Genomic DNA, 14,364 nt, shown 5'->3' with positions numbered 1-14,364 from the left:
TTAAAAAAGCTCCTGGAATCAGAACCTTTTTGCGGGCCAAACTAGACGCGTCAGTCCGCTCTCTCCTCAATATTTTTTAGGTATAGTAATAGTTAGGGTTTTCAACCCAGCACGCCTGTTCTCCCAACCGCCCGCTGCCCTGGCTACGTCAGTATCAAACGCGAACTGTTTTGAGTTCGATCGCTCGTTTCTTTTGAAAATGCCGATCGTCAGGTCATAACTTGTAGGTCATCAGATCGTAACTGGTAGCTCCTAGGTTGTGCATAATAGGGAACTAAAGCTGTGAAAATACTACACTGACTGTGGGGGGCAACATACCGGATACCTTGGAAATACCAAGGGCTTTGCCAAGTCAGCCCACAACAGTCAAAACACGCAGGCCCTGCGATCGCCAATGCTAAACAACCTACGTCTCAAACCTCTCCTGGCTAGTTGCCTAGTAGCACCGTGAGGAGGGCGACGCCATGCAACTCCGAAAAAAGACACTATTAATCATCGGTGCAGCACTGATCAGTCTGATTGTGGTTCTCTATGCCACTGCATCAAGCATTTTGCTGCACGATTTTAACAACCTGGAGGCACAGTACGTCCGCCAGGATGTCGCACGGGCTTTGGACGCATTAGATGACGACTTGTCGAATTTAAACACCAGCGCCCAAGATTACGCCGATTGGGACGATACTTACTCTTTCGTCGATACACATAACGAGGATTTTGTCAAGTCAAATTTCGTCGATTCGACATTTGTTTACTTGAGACTAAACTTGTTGGTGCTGCTGGACTCCAACGGTCAGACGATCTTCAGCAAAGGTTTCGACCTGAAATCCAAAACCCAAATCCCGATTCCCGAAAGCTTAAAACAGCACTTGACGGACGCGGTGCTAGACTCCTCGACAGGTTCTGGCGGCCCCGCCAAAACAGGCGTCCTCACCCTCCCAGAAGCCACGCTGCTGATTGCTTCAAAGCCGATCTTCAACAGCAACGCCCAAGGGCCACCGCGCGGGACGCTGATCCTGGGACGCTACCTCGACAGCAGCGAAATCGGTTTACTTTCAGAACTGACTCACTTGTCAGTGGATTTTAGATTGCCGAGTTTAGATTTTAAAGTGGGAGCCACGAACTACTCCGGGCAGGGCGCCAAGGTGATGGCTCGATCTAGGCAAGAGTTGGAAAATCTCAAACTAAAAATTTCCCACCTCAGATCGGTAGAAATTTTAGTCGAGCCGCTCAGCGACCGCTTAGTCGCAGGATACGCCCTGATTCGCGATATCCACGGCAACCTAGCGCTGCTGCTGCGAGTAGAGACAGAGCGAATCATCTACCGTCAAGGTCAGGCTACCTTAGAGCTGTTTACCTTCTCAATACTGGCAGTAGGTTTAATATTTAGCGCGATCGCCCTGCTGTTGCTAGAAAAATTAGTCTTGGCGAGATTGGCTTCCTTGAGCACCAGCGTCAGCAACATCGCAGCCAACGGCGACCCAGACTTGCGCGTTCAAATGGCCGGAGGAGATGAACTCGCCAGCTTAGCCGACACCATCAACCGAATGCTAGAAGCATTGACCAATTCTCAAGTCGAACGCTTAGAAATCGAAGGCCGCTATCGGTTGATGGCAGAAAACTCAACCGATATGATCACCAGACACGACCCCAAAGGCGTGTTTGTTTACGTCTCGCCCGCCAGCCGCGCTTTGCTGGGATACGAACCTTCGGAACTCATCGGCCGTGTCCCCAACGATTTTTTCCACCCCGACGATTTAGAAATCATCGCCAAAGCTCACTGGAAAGTCCTGGCGCTCCCTGTTACTTACACCGTCAGCTACCGCATCCGCCGCAAAGACGGCAAATACATTTGGTTTGAAACTACCGGCCGCACGATCAGCGATCCCCAAACCGGCGAAGTGCAAGAAATTATCGGCATTTCCCGCGACATCAGCGTGCGCAAGCAAACAGAACAAGAACTGCGAGAAAGCGAAGCTGCAATTAAAGCTTTGTACCAAGTGACTTCGGCTCCCCGTACAGACCCGCTCAACCACCTCTCTACCTTTGATTTGCGCCTCCAAGAACTGCTGGCAATGGGATGCCGGCAGTTAGGTATGTCCGTGGGAATTTTGTCCTCCATTCAAGGCGACAACTATCAAATAATGGCTGTTGAGTGTCCGGACGGGTCGATCGTCAAAGAACAAATCTATGATTTGGAAAAAACTTTCTGCGTGGCTACGGCAATGGCAAAAGAACCGATTTACTTTGAGTCGGTGAGATTTTCGGGTTTGTCCTTCAACACGGACGAGCCAGCCTTCAAAATCGAAGCTTACATGGGCATTCCCGTCACGGTGGCAGGTGAAGTTTACGGCACTCTGTGCTTCTTTTCTCCGACTCCTGTGACTGAACCGTTCCGAGTTGTAGACAGAGAGTTGATGAAACTGATGGCCCAGTGGGTGGGAAGCGAACTCGAACGCCAGCAAACAGACGTAGATTTGGCAAAAGCTCGCGATCAAGCACTAGCGGCTACTAGAGCCAAAAGCGAATTTTTAGCCACCATGAGCCACGAAATTCGCACTCCGATGAATGGAGTCATCGGCATGACCGGTTTGCTTTTGGATACCCGCTTAACTCGCGAACAGCGCGATTTTGTAGAAACTATCCGCAGCAGCGGCGATGCCTTGCTGACGCTAATCAACGATATTCTAGATTTCTCGAAAATTGAGTCGGGCAAATTGGACTTGGAGGAACATCCGTTTGACATCCGCACTTGCATAGAGGAATCTCTAGACTTGGTAGCTGCCAAGGCGGCACAAAAAAAACTGGAAGTGGGTTACTTGATCGATCGTGCAGTACCAGCAACCGCGATCGGCGACAGCACCCGCTTGAGGCAAATTTTAATCAACTTGCTCAGCAATGCTGTTAAATTTACCGAAGCTGGAGAAGTGGTGGTTTCGGTGACTGCAAAAAAGATTTCAGTGCCGGCAGCCAACGCTAAAGAACCGCCAGCAATTAATGGCGAACCGCTAACAATTAACCAAGCATACGAAATACAATTTGCGGTCAAAGATACAGGTATCGGCATTCCGAGCGATCGCATGGATCGGCTATTTAAATCTTTCAGCCAGGTTGATTCTTCAACGAGCCGCCAGTACGGCGGTACCGGATTGGGTTTGGCAATTAGCAAGCGTTTGGCCGAAATGATGGGCGGCAGGATGTGGGTGGAAAGTATGGGTAGTTTGGCGGGCAATCCTCCCGCAGATTTTAGATCTGCAGTTTTTGATTTGGGATGGGGAGAATCTTGCGAAATTGCCGAAAAATATTGCTATAGCAAATCGGTACTCAGCAATAAGCCGATCGGCCAAAATACCACATCCGTTGGCTCTACTTTTTATTTCAGCACGATCGTTTCTGGCTGCAACAGTTCCTTACCAGTTAACTTGAGCAATTCTCAACCTGAATTAGCTGGCAAGCGAGTGTTAATTGTCGATGACAATGCTACCAACCGCAGAATTTTGACTCTCCAAGCTCAGTCTTGGGGAATGGTGGCTAGGGCTTCAGCTTCGGCTCGTTTGGCTTTAGATTGGCTGGCTGCTAAAGAGGAGTTTGACTTGGCAGTTTTGGATATGCAATTGCCGGAAATGGACGGGTTGACTTTAGCAGCGCAAATTCGCCGGTATCCTGATTGCGAAAAGTTGCCGTTAGTCATGCTAACTTCGATCGGCAGGCAAGAAATTAACACCCCTGCTATTGAGGTAGATTTTGCTGCTTTTTTGAATAAACCGATCAAACAATCTCAGCTTTACAATGTTTTAATCAATATTTTTGGAGAACAGACACCTGAATTTAGAGGCCAGCGCACCAGCGGGCCTTTCTTGCAAAGCATACCCGTGCTCGCCGAGAACTTACCCCTGCGGATTCTGTTGGCTGACGATCATTTGGTGAATCAGAAGGTGGCTTTGCAAATTTTGCAGCGGATGGGGTATCGCGCGGATGTGGCGGGAAACGGTATCGAAGTGCTCGAAGCTTTGCGCCGCCAACCTTACGATGTGGTGCTGATGGACGTGCAAATGCCGGAAATGGACGGACTGGAAACTACCCGCCGCATCCGCGAGCAATTTTCAGGAGATTTAACTTTAGAAAATGACACGGGAGAATCAGAAGTTTCCGCAACTGATGAGCAATCTAATAATCGAAAATCCAGAATCCAAAATCCCAAATTGACTGACGAGGAATCTAACAATCGAAAATCGAAAATCGAAAATCGAAAATCGACTGACGAGGAATCTAACAATCGAAAATCGAAAATCGAAAATCGAAAATCGACGAGGCCTTGGATTGTGGCGATGACGGCAAATGCGATGCAGGGCGATCGCGAAGAGTGTATGGCTGCAGGGATGGACGACTATTTGAGCAAGCCGATCGCAATTGAGCAGTTGGTGCGAGCTTTGATTGGGTGTAAATCTCAATCAAACTCCGCATTCGATCGCCCGCAGCCGATTGTTGGTTTGAACTCACAGGCGGAACATATCGGAGGAACGAGTGAATTAGAAGTGGGATCGAATGTGGCTGTTGCGGGAAATCCACAACTAACAATTCCCAATTCGCCCGCAGTAGTCGATTGGGGTGCATCAAATCTCGATCGGGCTTTGTCAGAGAGCCACGATTCCCTGAGTGCCAAGATTATAGAGGGACTGCGAGAAGTGGAAGCTTTGGACGAGGCGATCGAGATTTACCTCGAAACAGCTCCCGAACTGCTGCGAGGCATCTCTATGGCTCTGGGCAACGCCGATCCGCTGGCTTTGCGGCGATCGGCTCACTCTTTGAAGTCGATTAGCGGTACTCTCGGTGCTTTTCGCTTGTTTGAGCTGTGCGAGGAACTCGAAATCATGGGCCGCATGGGAACAAATGCGAACCAGCCTTTACCCGATCCGGCCTGCGCGCTTTTAGAACAGGTTGAGGCCGAGTATCAAAGAGTCGAAACGGCGTTGAAAATAGAAATGCAGTCTGTTGATTGTTAGCGGTTATATAGTGTCCCATTGATTTCTTATAAATTCAAGTCCGCTCCGGGTAAGGCTGTCAATCTGAAGCAACATTAGACAATCGAAAGTTATCTCACCCGTCCCAAGAAGACGAGGGTTAATATTAACTTACTTTCGAGTTACCAAAACCCAATCGTCCGCTGTTTTGACAACCTCAGCATTCTCCAAACCTAAATGTTTTAAAACTGGTTTTTCTAACAGAAAATAAGGTTGAGGAAGAGATTGCCATTTCTGTTTGAGCGTCGGCGCGTCGGCGACAATAACTTGGCGTTGACTGTAAAAATTCAGCGATGGACGGCCCAAGCGGTGAGAAGTAAACACCTGTTGACCGGCCGGAGTTCCTGTGCGGACAATTTCGGCGATCGGCTTAACCGGATAATCCTCGGCCAGTTCCCAAACCCAGTTATCTGAAGCCACCAATACCAACAGCGCCAGGTAAGTTCCCCAAATTAAAACTAATATAAACTGCCGATCTTTGCGGTGCAGCAACACTGCCGCCATTGTCATTGTCAAAGCTACAAATATCAACATTAACTGCAAATCTCGCTCGCTCGGCACAATGTATTTCCCAATTTGCACTAAGCCACTGAAGTAAATGCAGCCGACAAAACCAACTATAGCCAGCACTGCGAAAATCGCGGGATGAGGCAACAAAGAAATAGCATCAAAATGTTCTTCTGCTTCCTCTTTGACTGGCTCTGGCGGCACCGACAGTTGCTCCCAAACTTCAGCGAGATAGCTGCCCACAGCTAGAGCAAAAGCTGGATAAACTGGCAAAACATACCAAGGCAATTTAGTATTCATCACAGAAATAGCCAGCAGATATACTCCAGTCCAAACCAACACTAATTTTGGCCCGGGAAAACTGCGATTTTCCCAACTCAAACGCAGCCCTTGTAGCCAAAATAACTGCCACGGCCAAGCTAATTTAAAAATTTCTAAAAGATAATACCAGGGCGGGCCTTTCTGACTGCTCACAGGTTCCGAAATGCGCCGGAAAGATTCGTTAACTAAATTAGCGTTGATGAAATATTGACCGTAGTGCAGCCATTGGGCAAAATACCAAGCAGCTACTGGGAAAGTTCCGATCGCCAATCCGCCCCAAAGATACCCAGAAGTGAGGAGTCGCGGGGTATCCCAAACCAAAAAAATACAGCCGATCGCAGCCAATAGCAGCCCCAACATGACGCCCTTAGTCAGGCAAATGAGTCCGAACCCAATCCCCGCTCCCAAAGCGTAGCGCAAGTCGCGGCGCGATCGTAACAAACACCACATCGCCCCCAGCAAGAAACACAAAACCGCCCCATCCAACATCGCCAAACGTCCGTGCCGCACCACCGGTAGCAGCGTCAGATACACGAGGGCCGAAAAAATGGCGATCGACCGTCTGGGAAACAACTCCCTGCCAATGGCGTAAAGCAGGGGCACTGAAGCGGCCGTCAGCATCGCCGGTACTAACCTCGCCGTCAATTCGCTGACACCGCCTGCTGCAAAACACAGCCCGATCAGCCAGTGTACCAGCGGCGGTTTGTTGAAATAAGGCATTGAGTCGATCGTCGGATACAGCCAATTTAAGTTGCCGCGCCAAATTTCGCGGCTTACCTGCGCTGCAATGCCTTCATCCCAATCCCGCAACGCCACTCCGCCCAGATTCAGCCCGAAAATCAGCACCGCAGCCAACAGAAAAGCCAGCATCCACACTTTGTCTGTAAAGCTGTCATTCCAGCGATTTTTCGGTTTGCGGCCTAGGAATGGAAAGATTTCTGACATAAGTTAAGAGAGTTTTGAGCGTCCCAAACTGAAGGTAAACTTAGACAGCAGTTATTTGCGACTAGGAAAATACCATGAATTTGCCTGTAATTATAGATATTATCATTGGCTTAGTCTTTATCTACCTGACTTTAAGCTTGCTAGCTTCGGAAATTCAGGAACTGATTGCTACTGTTTTGCAGTGGCGGGCGGAACATTTAAAGAAATCGATCGAAGTGCTGATTTCTGGCGGCAACGAAGGTGCGAAAGATCCCCTGCAATTTAAGCGAGTCGGACAGTTGGCACATTCGATTTACGCGAATCCGATTATCAAGGATTTGAATCAGGGAGCGAAAGGGCTTTTATCAGAGGGATTCCGCTCTGTTACGCACCGCATGGGGGATTTTTACCACATAGTTACGGGTACTAAAAATGTTTTCGGCAATAAATCCAGCGGGCCTTCTTATATTCCAGCAGAGTGTTTTTCTGCTAGCCTTTTGGATACTTTAAAGGTTTCTAGTTTGATCGGCTCTATCTCTAAAACCCGATTGGAAAGATTTAAAAATTTACAGTTGGCACAAATTCAAATGATTGGAGAAAATTTGAATTTGCCGGATTCTACTAAACCGATTCTTGCTCAAGAATTTGGGTGGCTGACGGCGGAGTTTAATCGAGTTGTTGAAGATTATCAAAACAATTTAGGAAGTTTGAACAACAGCTTAGATCGAATGTCGGAAAAGCTAGGATTTTATATTAAGGATTCTCAGGTTTATCTACCCGAAACCGAGCTGGGAGGGAGAGAATTTCAGAGGCAGATGGCATTTGTGAAGGCTCGTTTTGACAGCCCAATTGAGCGGGTGGCCCTGCTAGGGCAACTGCAACCGAGTTTCAGCAATCTGTTAAATACTGTTAAAAAAAGTCAAGCTACGGTAGCAGAAATTATGGAAATAAAAGAGGAGAGTCCGATTTATCAACAAATTCAAGAAACCTTGGACCGTATGCCAGAATCTTTGAAACGCAGCCTTTATATTTTAGCGCAGCGGGCTGAAAAAGGCGGCGGAGATACTCAAGAGCAGTTGCAGCGGTTTCAGAAAGAAATTGAAATTTGGTTTGACCAATCGATGGAGCGCGCTTCTGGCGTTTACAAGCGGAATGCCAGAGGGGTGGCGATTTTGCTCGGAACTGCGATCGCTGTCGCTGCTAATGCTGATAGCATTAATATTATTAATCGGTTGTCGAAGGATTCGATGTTGCGATCGACTGTTAATTTGTACGCTCAGCAGTTGGTGACAAACAATGCTAAGACTAAATCAAATAATTTAACCAGTCTGACAAAAGTTCAACAGGATGTCGATCGAGCTTTGGATCAGGTAGCTCTGCCTTTTGGATGGAGCGAACAGAACAGCTTAGAACGAGATGCCAAGGGGAATTTATTGTGGCCGGCTTTGATGGCAAAATTGTTTGGTTGGATATTGAGCGGCCTAGCTATTTCTATGGGGGCTGCTTTTTGGTTTGAGGCGCTGAACAAGATTATTAATATTCGCAATGCAGGGAAAAAACCGCCATCTTCCACAGAATCTTGAGCGGTGCAGTGTCGCGGTCGATCGACTAACTGTCATACCCTTTTAGATTTTAGATGAAAGAATGGGGAATGACTGAAGACTATTGAGGTTTGAAGCACGAGCCTACAGTTGGATTCTTTTTTGAAAGTGGTATCACCGATAGGATATAGGCTGGATATGTAATTGCTGGCTTGCCGGAAGTAAGGGAAAACACGCAGAATATAAATTCCGTGCGATCGCGGATGGCAGTGCCGCAGAAATAGGGGAAACTGATAGATAGGTAAAATAAGAATCAGCGAAATAAACAAGCTCGCTGGCAGTTTCGGACGCTCTGACTCCAAGGCTGTATCTACCACTAAACTGCCTTTTGGAGGAGGAAATATGTTCACTTCTTTAAGGGAAAACCCTCCCGCCTCGGAATACCGAAATGCCCCATCCAGAAGCTTTGTATTCAATGCCTCCAGCATCCATGACTGTGGATATTTTGTTTCGGAAATTTTGGCTGGTGAAGAAGTAATTTTACTCAACTCCAACTCGGACGGCATCGAGGAAATTACTTGGACACTTCAAAAATATGCCTCTATCCTTGGACAGATTTACAAAATTCGCCCAACTTCTGGCGGTAGATCGGGCAAACGGCAATTAGGCTCTGTTATCCTCAGTTCAGATTACCTGGAACCATACAAAAACCAATTGTCAAAATCGGAGAGTTCCCTGAGTAAAAAAAGCGGACTTGGTTCGTGTTATGCTGATCGAGATAGCGACACACTCGGCAACGGTATCGGGCGCGATCGACTATTTGGTAATAAGTAGAGTGATGCAATTGAGGGGGATTGGTCTGAATGCAATTGTAATTAGGGGACACAGGCGCGATCGAAATCAACGATTTAATCTGACTCAACCTGCAATCAATCATATGAACTCCCGCTGAATAATTCTAATCACGTTTGTAGTGACGGTGGCAGTCCTCAAACTGTCAGCGCCAGCGCACAAACAACTGGGAGCATCTCACTTTTGCAACCAAGCTAGAAATTGGAGTTTTGAGGCAGGAGGCAGGAGGCAGGAGGCAGAAGGAAAGAGGAAGAAGGAAAGAGAAAGAAGGAAGGAGCCACAAGAAGTATTTTTACAAATATGAGATGCTCCCCAAACAACTTGATTGCCAGCGATTAACTGGCACCTAATATCAGACAGTTTAGACTGTTGTAAAAAATGCGACAAAACCAACTTCTAATCAGTATTTTGGTGTATCAAAAATCTAGCAGCTTCCAAGCATATAGAGTTATTCAAACTGTACATAATTAAGTTTTTTTTTGCAGGAAATACAGCTATGGACACCTTACTACCCTGTGCCTATACCTAAAATTTTGCCCTTAAATTAAAAATAATAAATATAATTTCAAGGGATTATTCAAGGAGAAATTACCTACACAATTTCGTAATGCCTGAAATAATGGCTACCGTTAGCCAAATCAGGCTGAAAAGCTCGGAATGGTAGAAGGCGAATTTATTTAAATTTTTCCGATAAGTTTGAGTATCTCTTCCCCAGCGGTAGCGACCAAAAATCCCAGTCAGTATCAGCGCCAACTGGTAAATTAGGATAAAAATAAATTTAATAAATTAAATTTAAATATTGCATTTTATCCAAATTTGGTGTTAAGATATAATTAAATAAGCATGATGAGATTGCTCCGGGGTGTATCTACTAATAATGCCCTTAATGGAGTCTCAAATATGAGTTCTACGTTCGCTCAAGTTAACTCACAATCTTCTTTTGAAAAACTGCCACCGCGCTCCTTAGTCTTCATTGACTCCGGCGTGGAAGATTACGAGTCAATTGCAGCGGGAGTGCTGCCGGGACAGCAGGTAGTAATACTCGATAGCACCAAAAACGGCATCGAACAAATCAGCTCTGAAATTCAAAAATACGCCTCTACTAACGGGGCTATTGAATCGGTTCACATTATTTCTCACGGCAATTCTGGCAGCCTACAACTTGGCAATACTGCTCTGGCTTCAGATAACATAGAGCAATACAAAAGCCAGTTGGAAAAGTGGCAAACTGCACTAGCCCCAGAAGCAGACATCATGCTGTACGGGTGCGATGTAGCGGCCGGTTCAGGTGCTAATTTCGTCGATCGCTTCAGTCAATTAACCGGGGCTGACGTTGCCGCTTCCACCAACATAACCGGCAGCGACGGCGACTGGAATTTAGAATTTGCTAAGGGCCAAATTGAATCTCCCTTAGCCTTGGGGCCCGAGGCGATGGCAAGTTACCAAGGTGATTTAGCTACTATCGTGGTAGCCAACAATAGCGATAGCGGGCCCGGTTCATTAAGGGCTGCGATCGCCACCGCTGTTGCAGGCGATACAATTACCTTTGCTCCAGGTTTAGCCAGCCAAACCATTACCCTCACCAGCGGTCAACTCGATATTCCCGTTGGCAAAAACATCACCATTGACGGCGCCGCCGCAGCGGGTTTAACTATCAGTGGCAACAACGCATCCCGCGCCTTTTTTGTCAATGCCAACGTTGCGACTGCTACCAATTTTGCAGTCAAAAACCTCATTATTACTAACGGAAAAACGGCTGATAACGGGGGTGCGATCGGTACAACTGACGAAGTAACGATGACCGTAGAAAACCTTCAGTTTACCAACAACGTTGCTGATAAAGGTGGCGGTGCAATCTTCAGCGGCTGGAACAACACCCTGACCGTTACCGACAGTAAATTCACCGGAAATAAAGCCACTGCAACCAACGATGAACGTGGCGCTGGCGGTATTGCTTTTGCAAGTAATAAAAACCTCACCGTTGTTAATAGCGACTTCACCAACAACTTAGGAATTAACGGCGGCGCAATTAATAGCCTCAACGGCAAGTTAACAGTTGAAAACTCGCGATTCATCGGCAACGACACCACCGCAGGCCAGTTCGCCCCAAACGATCCCAACGGCAATTCTTTTTTAAGGGGTTTCGGCGGCGCAATTTACACAGACAGAGCCAGTTCTACTGACGAGCCTTCCGGCACAATTAAAATTACCAAAAGCGTATTTCAAGACAACAAAGGACGAGGCGAAGGCGGAGCAGCTTATCTGTTCACTGGTAGCCAGGACAATGTAATTTTGGAAAACACCACCTTCCAAAATAACGAAGTTATGGCGCTCACAGGCAGCCCCAATGGTGGAAATCCTGGAAATGGTGGTGCGGTAACGATTTTGAGCGACAGCACCAACAAGGGATTGACCATTGCCAACACCACCTTTGCTGGCAACAAAGCCAATAATCAAGGTGGCGGCCTGTGGATGCGAAATGCCCCCACTACGATTACTAACAGTACGTTTTCTGGCAACTCCACGGCGTTTGCTGCTGGTGATTACAACAAACTCGGCGGTGCAATGACTCTTGGTGCACCCACAACCATTCTCAACACGACGATCGCCGATAATTCTGCCGGCTGGGTTGGTGGAGGTATCTTCGCGGATGCCAATAATGTCACCCTCAAAAACACGATTCTTTCCAACAATACAGCGGCTAACGGAGGAAACCCTTGGGGCATTCAGCAACACGTCACCGCCCAATATAGCGATCGAGGAGGGAATTTTCAGTGGCCGGTGATTAACACCGATACCAAGGTGACGACAAGTGTGACGATCGCAGACCCTTTACTCGGCCCTTTGCAAAACATCAACGGCGCTTTAGTCAGACCCCTGCTGACAGGAAGTCCGGCAATTGATAAAGGGATTGCTACGGGCGCACCCGCTACGGATCAGCGCGGCGTGACTCGCCCTCAAGATGGCGACACCATTCCAGGTGCGATCGTGGACAGCGGATCTTTTGAATTGGGAGGTAGTGTCGTCCCGGTGCCAACTCCGACGCCCGCGCCGGCACCTACTCCGACACCGACTCCGGCGCCTACTCCGACGCCCGCGCCGACACCAACTCCGACACCGACTCCGGCGCCTACTCCGACGCCCGCGCCCACTCCTACTCCGACACCGACTCCGGCGCCTACTCCGACGCCCGCGCCCACTCCTACTCCGACACCACCGGCGCCAACTCCAACGCCCGCGCCCACTCCTACTCCGGCCTCGGATGCTTGCCTGCTGGATGACCTCAACGCCCCGCAACTCGACGTTGCTGCCATCACCGCGAACCCCGTCCAACAAACTCTCAACGGCGGTGAAGGTTCCGATTTCATCATGGGCGGTGGCATCAACGAGTCAATTAACGGACTTGCCGGCAACGACACTCTTTACGGCATGGGCGGCAATGACAACATTGACGGCGGTGCCGATAACGACTCACTCTTCGGGAATGAAGGCAGCGATTTCATCTCTGGTGGCGCTGGCAACGATACCATCTACGGCGGCAAAGATAATGACACTGTGGTTGGCGCTGATGGCAGCGATTTGGTCAGGGGAGATCTCGGCAATGATACAGTGGCCGGCGGCCTTGGCAGCGACACCATTTTTGGCGGCAAAGATGACGATATCTTGCTGGGCGAAGATGGCGACGACTACATTTTAGGCAACTTAGGAAATGACACCATTAATTCTGGAAACGGCAACGATATTGCCTTTGGCAATGAAGGTGCAGACCTAATTTTCGGTCAACTGGGAAATGACACGCTTTACGGCGGCAAAGAAAACGACAGTCTCGATGGCGGTGAGGGCAACGACTTGCTGTTAGGCGGCAATGAAAACGATGTGCTCTGCGGCGACATCGGTAACGATACTATGTACGGTGGCAAAGGCAATGATATTTTCAGCGGCGGTGCTGGTAGCGATTTCCTTTCCGGCGATGTTGGAGATGATACTTTGACTGGCGGTTCGGGAAATGATGTATTTTTCCTAAATCAAAGTTTGGGTAGCGACATCATTACCGATTTCCACAAGGGTGAGGATTTAATTGGGTTGAATCCTGGTTTGAGTTTCAATCAACTCAGCATCACTTCTAGCAATAATCAGACTTTGATTAGCGTTACGGACACCAATCAATTGTTAGCTAAGCTTAACGGTGTTACGCCCGGTATTCTCACCGCTAGCGATTTCACTCAGGTAACAATCTAACTGCCTGTGGTAGGGTGCACCATAAGCACCTTACTACCAGCGCAACATCGGGTAGGGTGCGCTATAAGCACCACCCGAATAAAGCAAGCTTTCTCAATAACTAAATTTCGGATTGTTTTGATTTTTTTCCGATAGCAAACAAGCTAAATTGACCAAGCTTTGATGCGGCTTTCCTGGTTTTAAGTAAGGCGAATGTATGAGGTACTAGCTAGAGCAATTCTCAGGAATTCGGAACCGCAGATATGTTTTCTGAATTTACCAGGACTAAGGTTCCAAAATGGTATGATGCGCTACTTATATCGGTAAGGTGCGCATTCCAAACCTGCAATATAGAGGTTCTACGTCCAGGGATATTTACATTACATCCTCTGCGGTTAATGGCTAGAAAACTCGCAATCCTTACACAGCAAAACGTGATTATGGATACAAGTCTCGGATTTAAGGCAGGGAGAAAAATAAAATTTTTCCCTAAAGTTTCATCTCCCAGATTGATAATTGAGGTTTTAATTCAGCCTTCTGTCGGCTGCCTACTGCATCTCTAGCCTTCTGCTTTCAAGGTGAATCTACCAGCAAATAGCAAACATTCTCATAGGGTATGCGAAATGAACTCAACTTTTGCCAGTATTGATTCACAATCTGCGATCCGCAATTCTCGTTCTCAATCTATTGTCTTCATTGATTCCGAGTTAGATGACTATCAAACTCTTGCGGGTGGCGTGCTTCCCGGCGCAGAGATCATCATTTTAGATAAAAATGGCAACGGAGTCGAGCAAATTACTGCGAAACTGCAAACAATTTCTGCTGCGGGAGGAACTGTAGACCAAGTTCACATTATTTCTCACGGCAATTCTGGCAGCTTGCAGCTAGGTTCTGCGACGTTAAATGCGGATAATTTGCCGCAATATGAAAGCCAGTTGCAAGAGTGGCGAAATGCGCTGAGCGACCAAGCTGATATTGTGCTT

General features: G+C 47.7%; 6 protein-coding genes. 5 read left to right on the top strand and 1 reads right to left on the bottom strand.

What is annotated here, in order from left to right:
* Nucleotides 1-464 precede the first annotated feature (464 nt).
* Nucleotides 465-5,000, top strand: coding sequence for a response regulator (locus QUA78_RS21610; RefSeq protein WP_333301499.1), 4,536 nt, complete (start codon nt 465-467; stop codon nt 4,998-5,000).
* Nucleotides 5,001-5,129: 129 nt separating this feature from the next.
* Here QUA78_RS21610 and QUA78_RS21605 read toward each other — a convergent pair whose 3' ends face one another.
* On the bottom strand, nt 5,130-6,791 hold the full coding sequence (locus tag QUA78_RS21605; RefSeq protein WP_333301500.1) for a glycosyltransferase family 39 protein: 1,662 nt from the start codon (nt 6,789-6,791) through the stop codon (nt 5,130-5,132).
* A 74-nt stretch (nt 6,792-6,865) separates the two neighbouring features.
* On the opposite strand from QUA78_RS21605, the gene QUA78_RS21600 reads away from it, so the two are divergent.
* The 4 genes from QUA78_RS21600 to QUA78_RS21585 form a co-directional block, all read left to right on the top strand.
* Nucleotides 6,866-8,353, top strand: coding sequence for a hypothetical protein (locus QUA78_RS21600; RefSeq protein ID WP_333301501.1), 1,488 nt, complete (start codon nt 6,866-6,868; stop codon nt 8,351-8,353).
* A 360-nt stretch (nt 8,354-8,713) separates the two neighbouring features.
* The gene (locus tag QUA78_RS21595) at nt 8,714-9,145 is read left to right on the top strand and encodes a DUF4347 domain-containing protein (RefSeq protein ID WP_333301502.1); all 432 of its coding nucleotides are present in this window, start codon (nt 8,714-8,716) and stop codon (nt 9,143-9,145) included.
* Between the two features lie 918 nt (nt 9,146-10,063).
* Nucleotides 10,064-13,402 carry a DUF4347 domain-containing protein gene (locus QUA78_RS21590; protein WP_333301503.1) on the top strand — a complete coding sequence of 1,113 codons (3,339 nt, stop codon included), beginning with the start codon at nt 10,064-10,066 and terminating at the stop codon, nt 13,400-13,402.
* A gap of 602 nt (nt 13,403-14,004) precedes the next feature.
* A partial coding sequence (locus QUA78_RS21585) for a DUF4347 domain-containing protein (RefSeq protein WP_333301504.1) occupies nt 14,005-14,364 on the top strand: 360 nt, incomplete at its 3' end.

It is taken from the genome of Microcoleus sp. K4-B3 (genome assembly GCF_036704615.1).
Taxonomy (GTDB): Bacteria; Cyanobacteriota; Cyanobacteriia; order Cyanobacteriales; family Microcoleaceae; genus Microcoleus.
This window is presented reverse-complemented; position numbering and strand designations above follow the sequence as displayed.

Coding starts and splice junctions, on each gene's coding strand:
- QUA78_RS21610 (WP_333301499.1), top strand. CDS start 465: ATGCAACTCCGAAAAAAGACACTATTAATCATCGGTGCAGCACTGATC.
- QUA78_RS21605 (WP_333301500.1), bottom strand. CDS start 6,791: ATGTCAGAAATCTTTCCATTCCTAGGCCGCAAACCGAAAAATCGCTGG.
- QUA78_RS21600 (WP_333301501.1), top strand. CDS start 6,866: ATGAATTTGCCTGTAATTATAGATATTATCATTGGCTTAGTCTTTATC.
- QUA78_RS21595 (WP_333301502.1), top strand. CDS start 8,714: ATGTTCACTTCTTTAAGGGAAAACCCTCCCGCCTCGGAATACCGAAAT.
- QUA78_RS21590 (WP_333301503.1), top strand. CDS start 10,064: ATGAGTTCTACGTTCGCTCAAGTTAACTCACAATCTTCTTTTGAAAAA.